Here is an 11,681-nt window from a genome sequence, read left to right as displayed (position 1 = left end):
TGCGCTCCGCATCGTATTGGTGCAATTACTCCCGGCTCACTCTACCTCGAATATAATATTTAAGTCACTAATAAATAAAACAAGACATCACTAAAGACTTATGGAATACGATCACAACTTGCCCGCCCGCTGCTGGATCATCATAAAAGTATCGAAAGTATACTCCGAAAGCTGCATCCAAAGATACGCATCCTTTTTATAGGAAACCTGATCCTCGTAGATGCGCTTGAAATAATCATTGGATTTGGAGAGATCCGCATAGAGCGCGCCGGCTGCCTGGAAGCAGGCCTCCATGATCTCCTGGCTGAACGGACGCAGCGTCACCCCCTGCTGCACGATATCCTTCAGCGCCTGCGGGTTCTTGACATCGTATTTCGCCAGCATATTGGTATTGGCGAAGGCACAGGCATCCGTAAGGATCGCCTGGTAATTTTTCGGCAAGGCGTTCCATTTCTCCAGATTGAAGAATGCATGCACCACGGCACCGCCTTCCCACCATCCGGGATAGTAGTAGTATTTGGCGATCTGCTGCAGCCCTAGCTTCAGGTCGTCATAAGGGCCAACCCATTCGGCCGCATCGATTACGCCCTTGCTCAGCGCGTCGTAGACCCCGTTGACAGCGATATCCTGCTGCGGCACCACGCCGATCTTTTCGATCACCTTGCCGGCCAGGCCGGCAATGCGCATCTTCAAGCCCTTGAGATCGTCGAGCGTATTGATTTCCTTACGAAACCAGCCGCCCATCTGCGCGCCGGTATTGCCCGCTGGCAGGCCCAATATGCCCTGTGTGGCGTAGAACTCGTTCATCAGCTTGTTGCCGTTGCCCTGGTAGAACCAGGCATTGGTCAGCCGTGCATTGAGGCCGAACGGCAGCGCCGTGCCGATGGCGTAGGTCGGGTCCTTGTTCCAGAAATAGTAGGAGCAGGTGTGCGCCGCATCGACGGAACCGGCGCTCACCGCATCGGCGGCCTGGGCGCCAGGCACGATTTCGCCGGCTTCGTAAGTCTGGATGACGAAATTGCCGTTCGTCGCATCGGAAACATGCGCGGCAATGTCTTCCGCACCGCCATAGATCGTATCCAGGCTCTTCGGAAACGACGACGTCATTTTCCAGGTGATCTTCGGATATTCCTGGGCCAGGGCCGGGCTTACGAGCGTGGAGGCTGCAGCGCCTGCGCCAACGGCCCCTACCCGCCTGATGAAGGAACGGCGATCCATCGAATTCTCCCATACGGACGGCATTGCTGGGAAACGGCGCGTTCCCCGTCACGGCGCAAGCGATGGAACTAACCATGCCGCACACAGTCTTTCAAGTTCGCTCTCTCGCACCGCATTATGGCGATTCCTGTACAACCGCATGACGAAAGGAAACAAAGCCTTATGGAAGCTGCCGCGCGTTGCCGCTTGCGCCGTCTTCGCGTAAATTCATGGCGTGGACAATAGCCTCTGGATTGACATCATGATTATCCAGAGGTCTTGCAGCCGCCCAATTATTTCGCATCCTTCGGAGCTCTGAATGTCCAGACCGATCATCGCCATTCCCGCCGATATCCGCGAGTTCGACGGCACGCGCTGGCACGCGGTGCAACTGCAATATGTCCGCGCCGCCGTGAAGGCCGCCGGATTGATGGCGCTGATCGTACCAGCGCTCGAAGACGGCAATGACGCGGATGCCCTTCTGGACCGGGTCGACGGCCTGCTCGTCTCCGGTTCGGCCACCAACGTGCATCCATCACTCTACGGAAAAGAAGCGCAAGATGGCGATGGCCCCTTCGACCCGGCGCGCGACGCGACGTCGCTGCCGCTCATCCGCCGCGCCATCGAGCGCGCCATTCCGATGCTCGCCATCTGCCGCGGCATTCAGGAACTGAACGTCGCGCTCGGCGGCACGCTCGCGAGCGAAATCCAGGACCAGTCCGGCATCTGGGACCATCGTAAGCCGCAGGATGTCGATCGCGACACGATGTATGCGATCCGCCAGAGCGTTTTCGTCAAGGAAGGCTCCTGCATCGCCCGTGTCGTCGGGCCGGGCGAGGTGCGCGTCAACTCACTGCATCGCCAGGCGATCGCCGATACCGCGCCGAGGCTGCAGGTCGAGGCGCTGGCCGAGGATGGCACGATCGAAGCCGTCTCCGTCATCGATGCGAAGGCCTTTGCGGTCGGCGTGCAATGGCATCCGGAGTATTGGGCGGAAACGGATTCGTCGTCGCGCAAGCTTTTCATGGCCTTCGGCGATGCCGTACGCGACTATGCGGCGGGCAAGGAGCGGCTCAAGGCCGCTCCCTTTGAGCAGAAAGCCTTGTGATCAGCCGCGCGGCCTGACCCTCGTTTCCGACACCGGCGTTTCCGGCACCGGTGTGACCGGCCTGCCCTTTGCGAACCATTCGATGATATTGTCGGAGACGAGATCGGCCATGGCATTGCGCGTCGGCACGGAAGCGGATGCCACATGCGGCAGCAGCGACACATTCGGCAGCGAAAGATAACCGGCCGGTACATTGGGTTCGTCATAAAAGACGTCGAGGCCGGCGGCGCCTAGCGTTCCATTGCCAAGGGCTGCTATCAGCGCGTCGTCATCGACGGACCAGCCGCGGCCGACATTGATGAACACGCCCTGCGGCCCAAGCGCCGATAGGATCTCGGCATTGATCACCTTGTGCGTTTCCGGCGTCTTCGGCACGATGGAGATCAGCGTATCCACCGACTGCGCCATCTCCTTCAGGGTCGGATAGTAGTCGTAAGGCAAAGAGTCGCGCGGCGAGCGGGTGTGATAGCCGATCTTCACCTTGAACGGCTCCAGCCTTCTTGCGATCTCCAGACCGATGCGACCGAGCCCGTAAATGCCGACGCGGCGCCCTTTTATGGAAAAAGGCGAGAGCGGAAAGGCTCCTTCTTTCGTCCAGCGCCCCTCGCGCAGCCAAGTCTCCGCCTTCGGAAACTGCCGCAGCGTATTCAAGAGCAGGGCGATCGCGGTATCGGCGACCTCGTCGTTCAGGACGTCAGGCGTGTTGGTGACGACGATCCCCTTCGAGGCGGCATGCGTGACGTCGATCCCGTCATAGCCGACGCCGAAATTGGCGATGACCTCGACATTCGGAAAGGCATCGATCCAGGCAGCATCGAACCCGCCTGAGACAGCAACGCCGCGGATGCAGGCCGCGATTTCCACATCGACCTTCGGGCCGCCATCGCGTTCGACGGAAACGATATCGAACTGTTTTCCGAGCCTTTCGAGAACACGCGGGTGTATCTTCCCCGGAACGAGGACGGCGATGCGACTGTCGGACATGGATCTTTCCTCTTGAGAGACGGTTCGGCGCCGAACCGCTGCTAGCGAGCTTTGTAAGGCGCCGTGGATTGGCGGATGCGCATTTCCGGCTTGATAAGATGAATACCATCCGGCTCATGGCTTCCTGCCAACCTATCCAAAAGCGCCCGCGCTGCAAGCCTTCCGACTTCCGCCTGACCGTTCCAGACGGTCGTCAGCGCCGGCGTCGCAATCGCCGCTTCTTCCAGATCGTCATAGCCGGTAACCGAAATGTCCCGCCCCGGCACGAGGCCGGCGCGTGAAATGCCGTTCATGAGGCCGATGGCGACCAGATCGTTCCAGCAGACGGCCGCCGTCGGCTTCTGCGGTAGCGACAGGAAATGCACGGCAGCCTCGAAGCCGCCCTGCTTGGAGCGCGCGCCGGGAATACGCAGATTGGGATCGACCTCGATGGCAGCCTTGCGCAACGCATTGACATAGCCCTGGTAACGGTCGCGCCCCGTCGACGTCTGGTCGGTGCCGCCGATCATCGCGATGGAGCGGTGGCCAAGGCTGATCAGGTGGTTGGTCGCAAGCGAGATGCCGTAGCTGTCGTCGCCGCGAAAGGTCGGCAGATCCAGTGCCTCGATCTGTCGTGCCACAAGGATGGCCGGCATGCCGTTTGCCTCGGCCAGCTCGAAATCCTCCGGCGGAGTCCCGATCGCCGGCGACATGATGACGCCGTCGCCGCCGAGCTGCAGCAGCGTCTCGATGAAGGTCCGCTGTTTCTCGACCGAATCATAGTGATTGGAGAGAATGAAGGTGTGGCGGCTGCGGTCGAGCTCGCTTTCGATCGCCTTCAGGATTTCTCCGTAGAAAGGGTTCATGATGTCGTGCACGACGACGCCGATGATGCCCGACCGTGATGTCCTGAGGCTCGCCGCGCGGCGATTGTAGATATAGCCTAGCGCGCGCGCCTGGTCCTTGATCTTCTCGCGGGTATTGACCGCGACCAATGGGCTGTCGCGTAAGGCCAGGGATACAGTTGCCGTTGAAATACCGAGTGTTTCCGCAATCGTAGAAAGCTTTATCTTTTGCGCCACGCACTCCCTCCCCCGTGAAACGCAGCCGTCAATATATTCCGTCGTTTTACGATTCCGGAATTTAAATTCTTTAATTAAAAGCTTTAATCACATCGCGCAACACGAATTCGCGGGAATTCTCAGAATTCCTCGTCGTCTTCTTCGTCGTCGTCGCCGGCCTGAAGATTGCTCTCGATCGTCTTGAGGAGGCGTACGAGCGAACGGATTTCCTTTTCGGAAAAGCCGCGGGTGGCCAGCTCGTCGCAGGTAGCGGCGGAACTTTCGATCTCGCTGACGCTATTGCGGCCCGTCTCGGTAAGATAGACCTTCGTCAGCCGGGCATCCTCGGCATCCGGCCGCCGTTCGACGAAGCCTTGCGCCTCCATCCGGCCGATCGTCCTCGTCATGGTCGGCGCCTTGACGCCGAGCTTCTGCGCCAGCGAGCCGGCCGGAAGCCCGTCATTTGCCGCCAGTGCCAGAATGACGCCGTCCTGCCCGGCATAGAGACCGCTCGCCGTCAGGCTGCGCGTCATCACCGTGCGCATGGACCGCGCCGCCTGCGTCAATGCCGGCGACAAATCGGCAAGCGTGTAGTCCCGGTGATCCTTCTTTTTACCTGACTTACTTTTCTTCCCGACCTTGTTCTTCTTGCCCATCGTGATTCCATTGACCTTTTCGCCGCTAAGTCATCACGCTATGACATTGCGCAGGTTATTGACATAAACAAGAGGCACATCCTCAGATGGCGTATCCTTTGCCATGTTTCGATGACAATGATGAAACATTGACACCGCAGGAGCGATCAAAATGGATCGCCGTGCTGCCACTTGGCGCCTATGAGCAACACGGGCCGCATCTGCCGTTCGAAACCGATACGCTCATTGCCGAGGGAATCGTTTCACGTCTCAAGGTTGCTTTGCCGGCCAAACTGCCGGTTACCTTCCTTTCCGTCGAGGCCGTCGGCTACTCGATCGAGCATATGGATGTCGCCGGTACGAAGACGCTGACCTTCGACGAGGCTATCCGGCGCTGGCTCGGTATCGCCGAGCGGCTAAGCGGGCTCGGCATCCGCAAATTCGTCATGCTGAACGCTCATGGCGGCAATTCTCCACTGCTGACTATCGTCGCGACGGAGGCGCGCGTGCGCTTCGACATGCTGGCGGTCGCCACCAGCTGGACCCGCTTCGGCGTTCCGGATGGGCTGATTGCGCCCGACGACAAGGCCATCGACATTCACGGTGGCGATATCGAGACATCGGTCATGCTCGCCCTCCATCCGGAGAAGGTTGATATGTCGAAGGCGGAAAACTTCCCGTCGCGCCAGTCGGAGTTCATCAAGGGCTTCAAGCATCTGCGCGCCTACGGCCCCCACGCCTTCGGCTGGAAGATGTCCGATCTGAGCACGCAGGGCGTTGCAGGCAATGCAGGCATGGCGACGGCTGAAAAGGGCGAGCGGCTGATTGCGCATGCGGTGCAAGGATTGTTGGAACTCTTGCAGGATGTCGATGAGTTTGATGTGAAGGCGCTCAGATAGCTGATCGCTTGTATCAAGCGGCACAATCCATCATATTATCAACAATTCTCTTTATCCGCCGGGAGGCAGATATGCGTATTTCCCTCGATGATGCTGAGGGCCAACTCAAAGAATTGGTGCGACTTGCAAAGCAAGGCGAGGAAGTTGTGCTGACACAGGATGGTATGCCGGCTGCGCGCATACAGCCGATGAAAAAGCCCATGACATCAGCAGAAAAGGGAAATCTCATCAAAAAGCTGCAAGATGAGGTCAGGAGGAAAAACTTACCTCCAGGCCCCGATGCCGCCAGGAGCCAAGACTTCTTATATGATGAGCATGGCTTGCCCAAGTGATTGTCGTCGATACTTCGGCTCTTGTTGCGATGCTTGCAAATGAGCTGCATGCTTCCGCATGCGAAATCGTGTTTCAGAGTGAAAATCGCGTTCTTATTTCAGCGGGAACAATGCTTGAAGCACTCATCGTTGCGACACGGCGGGGCTTCGACAAACAAATGCGAGAACTTCTGACTTCGCCTGCGATCGAAGTGATCGAAGTCACGTCGGAACGCTCGCAGCTTGCGGCTGATGCGTATTTACGCTGGGGTAAGGGAATTCACCCGGCCGCCCTAAATTACGGCGATTGCTTTGCCTATGCGACCGCCAAGGAATTTGGATGCCCTCTTCTCTTTGTCGGCAATGATTTCTCGCAAACCGATATTCAGCCAGCCATCCCAAACCTAATGTGATCTTATAACATATAAAAGCCTTTGAACTGACGTCCCCAACTCCTTATATGGAACCCGACCAATATCTGCTCCTCGGGGCAACCTTCCATATTTCGAGGCTCCCATGACCGAAACAGCCACGCAAAAGCCCGTTCCCGTCACCGTTCTCACCGGCTATCTCGGCGCCGGCAAGACGACGCTGCTCAATCGCATCCTTTCTGAAAACCACGGCAAGAAATACGCCGTCATCGTCAACGAATTCGGCGAGATCGGCATCGACAACGATCTCATCGTCGAATCGGACGAAGAAATCTACGAAATGAACAATGGCTGCGTCTGCTGCACCGTTCGCGGCGACCTCATCCGCGTCGTCGAGGGCCTGATGCGCCGCCCCGGCCGCTTTGACGGCATCATCGTCGAAACGACAGGCCTTGCCGACCCGGTTCCCGTTGCCCAAACCTTCTTCATGGACGACGATGTCCGCGCCAAGACCGAACTTGATGCCGTCGTCGCACTGGTCGACGCCAAGCACCTGCCGCTGCGCCTGAAGGACAGCCGCGAGGCCGAAGACCAGATCGCCTTTGCCGACGTCGTCGTCATCAACAAGTCCGATCTCGTGTCACACGACGAGCTGGCCCAGATCGAGGATATCGTCCGCGCCATCAATCCGGACGCCCGCGTCTACAAGACTACCCGCTCCGGCGTCGATCTCGCCCGCGTGCTGAACCAGGGCGCCTTCAACCTGGAACGCGCGCTCGAAAACGATCCGCATTTCCTCGAGCATGGCCATGAGGATCATGTCTGCGGCCCGGATTGCGATCATGATCATGACCACGATCACCACCATCATGACCACGATCATGATCATCACCACCATGATCACGATCATCATCACCACCACGCTCCTTCGCCGATCCATGACGTGACCGTTCAGTCGGTTTCGCTGCGTGGCGGCGAGATGAATGCCGAGCGTTTCTTCCCATGGATCCAGAAGATCACCCAGACGCAGGGACCGAATATCCTGCGCCTCAAGGGCATCGTCGCCTTCAAGGACGATCCGGAACGCTATGTCGTCCAGGGCGTGCACATGATCATCGAAGGCGATCATCAGCGTCCGTGGAAGGATGGCGAAAAGCATGAGAGCCGGCTCGTCTTCATCGGCCGCGAGCTCGACCGCGAAAAGCTGGAAGCAAGCTTCAAGGCGTGCGAGGCATCCGCCTGATGCCGACTGTTGCTCCGCTTGATATCGACGGCCATGTTCTGGCCGTCGAATTTTTAGGTGATACCCCTTTCTTCGCCAGCGCCGCCGGCGCGATCCATCGCCTCGAAGGTGGAGACAAGGTGACGGAAGCCCATCAGGGCATGCTCACCTGCATCCGCGATCCGAACAGCGAGAGCCTGATTTCGGGCGGCGAGGACGGCAAGGTTCTCCGGATTGCCGCGGACGGCAGCGTGACGACCCTTGCCGAAGCACCGCGCAAATGGATCGGCCAGGTTGCCGCCGGCCCGCAAGGCGCGGTCGCCTATTCCTATGGCAAGAGCACTTTCGTGCGCCTCGCCGACGGCACGACGAAGGAATTTCCGGAGGAACGCACCGTCGAAGGCATCGCCTTTGCTCACAAGGGCATGCGGATCGCTGTCGCCCGGTATAACGGCGTATCGCTGCACTGGGTCGGAATGAGCGCCCCGCCGGTCAATCTGGAATGGAAGGGCGCCCATACCAGCGTCACGTTTTCACCGGATGGCCAGTTCATCGTGACAACCATGCAGGAAAATGCCCTGCACGGCTGGAAGCTCGACGCCAAGCCGGGTGCCGAGGCCCGGCACATGCGCATGACCGGCTATCCCGCCAAGGTGAAGTCCCTGTCGTGGTCGGCAAAGGGCAAATGGCTCGCCTCGTCGGGCGCGCCGGCGGCCATCGTCTGGCCCTTCCAGGGCAAGGACGGCCCGATGGGTAAGGCGCCGCTCGAGCTCGGCACCCGTGCTAACATCATGGCGACTTCGGTGAAATTCCATCCTGCGGAAGATATCCTCGCCATCGGCTTCATCGATGGTATGATCCTTGCGGTGCGCATCGGCGACGCCAAGGAGGCGCTTCTGCGCCGGCCCGGCAAGGGTGCGATCACGTCGATGAGCTGGAGCAAATCCGGCAAGCTGCTCGCCTTCGCCTCCGAAGCCGGCGATTGCGGCGTCGTCGACATTTCCGCCTAAGAGCAATTCCAGGAAAAGCGCGTAGCGGTTTTCCGTCCGGAATTGCGCAAAAGCAAACACCTAGAGTGGTTGAGCAATACGGTGAAGCGCCCAACCACTCTAAACAGAAAGTCAGGATCATGCCCCAGTCAGGAACGGCTACCGCCGGAAATAACCCTGCCTCCGTCGAGAACGTCTGGGACGTGATCCGTTGCGAAGCCGCCGAGCTTGCGGCGCGCGAGCCGACGCTCGCCCCGCTGCTGCAGGCGCAATTGCTCGCCAGCCGCTCCGATGCGGAAAGCCTTGCCAGTGTGCTGGCCGCGCGGCTCTGCGTCGTCAGGATCGAGCATGGTGACCTGCTTTCCCTGCTGTCCGACGTGCTGGCGCGGCATCCCGCAATCCTGCAGGCGACGGAAGCCGACCTCGTCGCGGTGCGAACGCGCGACCCCGCCTGCACCACCTATCTGCATGCGCTTCTGAACCTGAAGGGTTTCCACGCCCTGCAGGCGCATCGCATCGCCCATGCGCTCTGGACCGAAGGCCGCCCGGAAATTGCCAGCTGGCTTTCCAATCTCGTCTCGCTCGTCTTCGGCCCGGATATTCATCCCGCCGCGAAGATCGGTACGTCGATCATGCTCGATCACGGCTCCGGCATCGTCATCGGCGAAACCGCCGTGATCGAGGACGAGGTGTCCATCCTGCAGAACGTCACGCTTGGCGGCACCGGCAAGGAGAGCGGCGACCGTCACCCGAAGATCCGCCACGGCGTGATGATCGGCGCCGGCGCCAAGATCCTCGGCAACATCGAAGTCGGCGCCTTCAGCAAGGTTGCGGCCGGCAGTGTCGTGGTGAAGCCCGTTCCCGCGCATTGCACCGTCGCCGGCGTACCGGCAACAGTCATCCGCATCCATCGCGCCGATGAGATACCGGCCGAGACGATGGATCAGAACATCTAATTTCATTCGCGGCTATCCCGTGGCCGACCCTCATGGTGAGGAAGCCCAAAGGGCCGTCTCGAACCACGAGGGCGGGTGGGAAAACCTCGTCCGTGACATAAGGTAGCATCGCAAACACACAAGGCGGATACCTCCCGCATGCTTTCTGCCCAACACAGCAGAATCAATTGCTTGCCAGAAATGCGATAGCAAAAGCAGAATCGCCTCCCCTCACCCTTCATGGGACTGTCATACTCCGTTGATAGCTCGAAAGGGTTCTCTATGCCCGGCGTGGCGCAACATGCGCCGGAGCAATGCCCCCCACTCGAAGAGGATATGACGATGACCAGCCTTTCACGTCGCGCCGCCCTCGCAAGCGGCAGCGCGCTCACTTTTGCTTTGCTCTGTTCCCCCGCCGGCGCCGCCGACGTGGCGCCGGCGCCGAATACCGCAACGCCGATCAAGCATCTTGTTGTTATCTTCCAGGAAAACGTCTCCTTCGACCATTATTTCGCGACCTATCCCAAGGCCGCAAACGTCGCCGGAGAGCCGGAATTCAAGGCGGCCGACAACACGCCGACCGATATCAACACGCTGGCAAATGCCGGTCTTCTCGACACCAATCCGAACAAGACCAACGCGGCGAACGGCGCCGATGCCGCCGCGCCCTTCCGGCTCGACCGCACGCAGGCCGCAACCCAGTCGCAGAACCACGGCTATACCGCCGAACAGGCGGCCTATGACAACTTCGCCATGGACCTTTTCCCGGCCAATACCGGCCGTGGCACCAAGGGTGCCGCCGGTGCATTCGGCACCAAGGGTCAGGTCATGGGCTATTATGACGGCAACACCGTCACCGCGCTTTGGAATTACGCCCAGCACTATGCGCTGAACGACAATTCCTTCTCCACCAATTTCGGTCCCTCGACCCCAGGCGCGCTGAACCTGATTTCCGGCCAGACCAATGGCGCCATCCTGCCGCCGGGCTACACGCTGGAAAGCGACGGCACCTATTCCAAGGGCCGCATCGTGCCTGACGGCAATGGCGGCTGGACCGCGATCAGTGATTTCGATCCGACGGGCGACGTCTGCTCGGTCGGCCAGACGGCGCTGATGTACGGCAAGAACATCGGCGACATGCTGAACGAGCACAAGATCAGCTGGGGCTTCTTCGAAGGCGGCTTCGATCTGACGCTGACCAACCCCGACGGCACGACGGGCTGCAAGCGCGCGACGACTTCGGCCGTCACCAAGGTCAATTACGGTGACTACATCCCGCATCACCAGCCATTCCAATACTATGCCTCGACGGCCAACCCGACGCATGCGCGCCCATCCTCCGTGGCAACGATCGGCACGACGGATGCGGCCAATCACCAGTACGACATGACCGACTTCTATGCGGCCCTGAAGAACGGCAACATGCCCACGATCAGCTTCCTGAAGGCGCCCGCCTATCAGGACGGTCACGCCGGCTATTCCGATCCGCTTGACGAGCAGGAATTCGTCACTCAGGTGGTCAACACCGTGCAGAATTCCCCGGATTGGAAGGACACCGCCATCATCCTCCTCTACGACGATTCCGATGGCTGGTATGACCATGCCCATGCGGTCGTCAATCCGTCGAAACTCCCGGTCAAGGGTTACGACGTGCTGAGCGGTGACGGCTGTTCCACCGGCACGCCGCTGCCCGGCGTCAACGGCCAGCCGGCCCAGGGACGCTGCGGTTATGGCACACGCCAGCCGCTGATCGTCGTCTCGCCCTACGCCAAGGTCAACTTCGTCGACCACACGCTGACCGACCAGACCTCCGTCATGCGCTTCATCGAGGATAACTGGATGGCCGGTGCCCGTCTCGGCGGCGGCTCCTTCGATGTGCTCTCGGGCTCGCTGAACAGCATGTTCGATTGGTCCAAGGGTGATGCGCCGAAGCTGATCCTCGATCCGAAGACCGGCAATCAGGCATCGTAAAACCATAAGGGTGACGGAA

The 11,681-nt window shown here is 59.7% G+C and carries 12 protein-coding genes; 8 read left to right on the top strand and 4 right to left on the bottom strand.

The window, feature by feature from the left end; all coding sequences use genetic code 11:
* Positions 1-111: 111 nt before the first annotated feature.
* Positions 112-1,218, bottom strand: coding sequence for a TRAP transporter substrate-binding protein (locus HGP16_RS00755; protein WP_168838127.1), 1,107 nt, complete (start codon positions 1,216-1,218; stop codon positions 112-114).
* Between the two features lie 298 nt (positions 1,219-1,516).
* Between HGP16_RS00755 and HGP16_RS00750 the strand changes: the two genes are divergently transcribed.
* Positions 1,517-2,305 carry a gamma-glutamyl-gamma-aminobutyrate hydrolase family protein gene (locus HGP16_RS00750; RefSeq protein WP_168838126.1) on the top strand — a complete coding sequence of 263 codons (789 nt, stop codon included), beginning with the start codon at positions 1,517-1,519 and terminating at the stop codon, positions 2,303-2,305.
* Here HGP16_RS00750 and HGP16_RS00745 read toward each other — a convergent pair whose 3' ends face one another.
* From HGP16_RS00745 to HGP16_RS00735, 3 genes are all read right to left on the bottom strand, one after another.
* Positions 2,306-3,289: a 2-hydroxyacid dehydrogenase gene (locus tag HGP16_RS00745; RefSeq protein ID WP_168838125.1), complete on the bottom strand. Its 984-nt coding sequence runs from the start codon at positions 3,287-3,289 to the stop codon at positions 2,306-2,308.
* A gap of 41 nt (positions 3,290-3,330) precedes the next feature.
* On the bottom strand, positions 3,331-4,350 hold the full coding sequence (locus tag HGP16_RS00740) for a LacI family DNA-binding transcriptional regulator (RefSeq protein WP_168838124.1): 1,020 nt from the start codon (positions 4,348-4,350) through the stop codon (positions 3,331-3,333).
* 119 nt (positions 4,351-4,469) lie between these two features.
* Positions 4,470-4,985, bottom strand: a complete 516-nt coding sequence (locus tag HGP16_RS00735) for a MarR family winged helix-turn-helix transcriptional regulator (RefSeq protein WP_168838123.1) — start codon at positions 4,983-4,985, stop codon at positions 4,470-4,472.
* An 86-nt stretch (positions 4,986-5,071) separates the two neighbouring features.
* On the opposite strand from HGP16_RS00735, the gene HGP16_RS00730 reads away from it, so the two are divergent.
* The 7 genes from HGP16_RS00730 (at position 5,072) to HGP16_RS00700 (ending at position 11,662) form a co-directional block, all read left to right on the top strand.
* On the top strand, positions 5,072-5,863 hold the full coding sequence (locus tag HGP16_RS00730) for a creatininase family protein (protein ID WP_168838122.1): 792 nt from the start codon (positions 5,072-5,074) through the stop codon (positions 5,861-5,863).
* A gap of 71 nt (positions 5,864-5,934) precedes the next feature.
* Positions 5,935-6,195: a type II toxin-antitoxin system Phd/YefM family antitoxin gene (locus HGP16_RS00725; protein WP_168838121.1), complete on the top strand. Its 261-nt coding sequence runs from the start codon at positions 5,935-5,937 to the stop codon at positions 6,193-6,195.
* Entirely contained in the window at positions 6,192-6,587 is a 396-nt protein-coding gene (locus tag HGP16_RS00720; RefSeq protein ID WP_168838120.1) for a type II toxin-antitoxin system VapC family toxin, read from the top strand. The genes HGP16_RS00725 and HGP16_RS00720 overlap by 4 nt, the downstream gene beginning before the upstream one ends.
* Before the next feature lie 103 nt (positions 6,588-6,690).
* Positions 6,691-7,788, top strand: a complete 1,098-nt coding sequence (locus tag HGP16_RS00715; RefSeq protein ID WP_168838119.1) for a CobW family GTP-binding protein — start codon at positions 6,691-6,693, stop codon at positions 7,786-7,788.
* Positions 7,788-8,777: a WD40 repeat domain-containing protein gene (locus tag HGP16_RS00710; protein WP_168838118.1), complete on the top strand. Its 990-nt coding sequence runs from the start codon at positions 7,788-7,790 to the stop codon at positions 8,775-8,777. The genes HGP16_RS00715 and HGP16_RS00710 overlap by 1 nt, the downstream gene beginning before the upstream one ends.
* Positions 8,778-8,896: 119 nt before the next feature.
* Complete coding sequence (gene cysE / locus HGP16_RS00705) at positions 8,897-9,712, top strand: serine O-acetyltransferase (protein ID WP_168838117.1); 816 nt, start codon at positions 8,897-8,899, stop codon at positions 9,710-9,712.
* Positions 9,713-10,033: 321 nt separating this feature from the next.
* A complete protein-coding gene (locus tag HGP16_RS00700; protein ID WP_168838116.1) occupies positions 10,034-11,662 on the top strand; it encodes a phospholipase C in 1,629 nt (542 codons plus the stop codon).
* Positions 11,663-11,681 lie beyond the last annotated feature (19 nt).

Source organism: Rhizobium sp. P40RR-XXII, from assembly GCF_012641405.1.
Classification (GTDB): Bacteria; Pseudomonadota; Alphaproteobacteria; order Rhizobiales; family Rhizobiaceae; genus Rhizobium.
This window is presented reverse-complemented; position numbering and strand designations above follow the sequence as displayed.

What these genes read in the sequence shown, in the direction of transcription:
- HGP16_RS00755 (WP_168838127.1), bottom strand. Translation starts at nt 1,218, where the DNA reads ATGGATCGCCGTTCCTTCATCAGGCGGGTAGGGGCCGTTGGCGCAGGC.
- HGP16_RS00750 (WP_168838126.1), top strand. Translation starts at nt 1,517, where the DNA reads ATGTCCAGACCGATCATCGCCATTCCCGCCGATATCCGCGAGTTCGAC.
- HGP16_RS00745 (WP_168838125.1), bottom strand. Translation starts at nt 3,289, where the DNA reads ATGTCCGACAGTCGCATCGCCGTCCTCGTTCCGGGGAAGATACACCCG.
- HGP16_RS00735 (WP_168838123.1), bottom strand. Translation starts at nt 4,985, where the DNA reads ATGGGCAAGAAGAACAAGGTCGGGAAGAAAAGTAAGTCAGGTAAAAAG.
- HGP16_RS00730 (WP_168838122.1), top strand. Translation starts at nt 5,072, where the DNA reads ATGGCGTATCCTTTGCCATGTTTCGATGACAATGATGAAACATTGACA.
- HGP16_RS00725 (WP_168838121.1), top strand. Translation starts at nt 5,935, where the DNA reads ATGCGTATTTCCCTCGATGATGCTGAGGGCCAACTCAAAGAATTGGTG.
- HGP16_RS00715 (WP_168838119.1), top strand. Translation starts at nt 6,691, where the DNA reads ATGACCGAAACAGCCACGCAAAAGCCCGTTCCCGTCACCGTTCTCACC.
- HGP16_RS00710 (WP_168838118.1), top strand. Translation starts at nt 7,788, where the DNA reads ATGCCGACTGTTGCTCCGCTTGATATCGACGGCCATGTTCTGGCCGTC.
- cysE (WP_168838117.1), top strand. Translation starts at nt 8,897, where the DNA reads ATGCCCCAGTCAGGAACGGCTACCGCCGGAAATAACCCTGCCTCCGTC.
- HGP16_RS00700 (WP_168838116.1), top strand. Translation starts at nt 10,034, where the DNA reads ATGACCAGCCTTTCACGTCGCGCCGCCCTCGCAAGCGGCAGCGCGCTC.